The organism is Paracoccus zhouxuedongae (assembly GCF_041927815.1).
Classification (GTDB): Bacteria; Pseudomonadota; Alphaproteobacteria; order Rhodobacterales; family Rhodobacteraceae; genus Paracoccus.
In genome coordinates this window covers 2501-5209 of record NZ_JBHFHM010000027.1, presented here as the reverse complement: position 1 = coordinate 5209, position 2709 = coordinate 2501, and the positions used below count along the sequence as shown (strand labels likewise).

The 2709-nt window shown below is 53.9% G+C and carries 1 rRNA gene (running past one end of the window); it reads right to left on the bottom strand.

The annotated features are described in order from the left end of the window. Window positions 1-9 precede the first annotated feature (9 nt). Window positions 10-2709, bottom strand: a 23S ribosomal RNA gene (locus ACEYYA_RS15600) (it continues 133 nt past the right edge of the window).

The following is a 2709-nucleotide window of genomic DNA, read 5'->3' as shown; positions in this document are numbered from 1 at the left end:
TTGCCGGATCAAATCAAGCCTATCGAGCAATTAGTACCAGTCAACTGAACGCATTGCTGCGCTTACATCTCTGGCCTATCGACGTGGTGGTCTTCCACGGCTCTCAAGGGAGACCTTGTTTTGAGGGGGGCTTCACGCTTAGATGCCTTCAGCGTTTATCCTGTCCGTTCATAGCTACCCAGCACTACCGTTGGCACGATAACTGGTCCACCAGTGGAACGTTCACCCCGGTCCTCTCGTACTAGGGGCAACTCCTCTCAAGTCTCCAACACCCACGGCAGATAGGGACCGAACTGTCTCACGACGTTCTAAACCCAGCTCACGTACCTCTTTAAATGGCGAACAGCCATACCCTTGGGACCTGCTCCAGCCCCAGGATGAGATGAGCCGACATCGAGGTGCCAAACGATGCCGTCGATATGGACTCTTGGGCATCATCAGCCTGTTATCCCCAGAGTACCTTTTATCCGTTGAGCGATGGCCCTTCCACTCGGGACCACCGGATCACTATGACCGACTTTCGTCTCTGCTCGTCTTGTCAGACTTGCAGTCAGGCTGGCTTCTGCCATTGCACTCAACGAGCGATTTCCGACCGCTCTGAGCCAACCTTCGCGCGCCTCCGTTACACTTTGGGAGGCGACCGCCCCAGTCAAACTCCCCACCATGCAGGGTCCCGGACCCGGATAACGGGCCGCGGTTAGACACCAAGATTGCGAAGGGTGGTATCTCAAGGATGGCTCCACGCGAACTGGCGTTCACGCTTCAAAGCCTACCACCTATCCTGCACATCACAATCCTGGTGCCAGTGCAAAGCTAGAGTAAAGGTTCATGGGGTCTTTCCGTCTAACCGCGGGTAGTGTGCATCTTGACACACAGTTCAATTTCGCTGAGTCCACGTTTGAGACAGCGGGGAGATCGTTACGCCATTCGTGCAGGTCGGAACTTACCCGACAAGGAATTTCGCTACCTTAGGACCGTTATAGTTACGGCCGCCGTTTACCGGGGCTTCAATTCGGAGCTTGCACTCCTCCTTTTAACCTTCCGGCACCGGGCAGGCGTCAGACTGTATACGTCGCCTTACGGCTTCGCACAGCCCTGTGTTTTAAGTAAACAGTCGCCACCCCCTGGTTTGTGCCCCCGGGCTCTAGTTGCCTAGAACCCGGGCTCCCTTCTCGCGAACTTACGGGAGCATTTTGCCGAGTTCCTTAAACGTGGTTCTCTCAAGCGCCTTGGTATTCTCTACCAGTCCACCTGTGTCGGTTTCGGGTACGATCTTATGGAGGGCTATTTCCAGGAACCGCTCAGCAGCCCACACAATCCGATAAGTGTGAACTACCCCTGCGATCCGTCACATCCTCCTGGCCCAGGAATATTAACCTGGTTCCCATCGACTACGCCTTTCGGCCTCGCCTTAGGGGTCGGCTTACCCTGCTCAGATTAGCTTTAAGCAGGAACCCTTGGACTTTCGGCGACAGGGTCTCTCACCCTGTTTGTCGCTACTCATGTCAACATTCTCACTTCTGATCACTCCACCGGTTGCCTCACGGCCCGGCTTCACAGTCAGAACATTGCCTCCGTTAACCCCGAGGGGTCAAAAGAGGCAGCGTTCTATATCACAGAACGCTCCGCTACCACGCACCCTAAGGTGCATCCAAAGCTTCGGCTCGTGGCTTGAGCCCCGTTACATCTTCGCCGCAAGATCTCTTATCTAGACCAGTGAGCTGTTACGCTATCTTTAAAGGATGGCTGCTTCTAAGCCAACCTCCTGGTTGTTTTGGAAATCTCACATGCTTTCCCACTTAGCCACGAATTGGGGGCCTTAGCTGTTGGTCAGGGTTGTTTCCCTCTCGACGACGGACGTTAGCACCCGCCGTCTGTCTCCCGGATATTACTCTACGGTATTCGGAGTTTACTTAGGCTCAGTAAGTCTGTGGGACCCCATCACCCATGTAGTGCTCTACCCCCGTAGGTATTCGTCCGAGGCGCTACCTAAATAGCTTTCGCGGAGAACCAGCTATCTCCAGATTTGATTGGCCTTTCACCCCTAGCCACACGTCATCCGGACCCTTTTCAACGGGTGTCGGTTCGGACCTCCAGTTGGTGTTACCCAACCTTCATCCTGCACATGGCTAGATCATCTGGTTTCGGGTCTGATCCGTCTAACTATGTCGCCCTTTTAAGACTCGCTTTCGCTGCGCCTACACCTATCGGCTTAAGCTTGCTAGACAGACCAAGTCGTTGACCCATTATACAAAAGGTACGCCGTCAGGGCTCAAGGCCCCTCCGACTGCTTGTAGGCGTCCGGTTTCAGAAACTGTTTCACTCCCCTCGTCGGGGTGCTTTTCACCTTTCCCTCACGGTACTGGTTCGCTATCGGTCAGTAAGGAGTACTTAGCCTTCGAAGGTGGTCCTCCGATCTTCAGACAGGATTTCACGTGTCCCGCCCTACTTAATACGTCCGATCGAACTTCCCATACGGGGCTGTCACCCACTCTGGCTGTGCTTTCCAGCACATTCTGGTCATTCTTACGGCTCGGCTGGTCCGGGTTCGCTCGCCACTACTACCGGAGTCTCAATTGATGTCCTTTCCTCTGGGTACTTAGATGTTTCAGTTCCCCAGGTTCGCTCTTAAAACCCTATGTATTCAGGTCATAAGTACCTGTTCATACCCGCTATGAGCTACCCGAGGGTAATCATAACGAATATTCA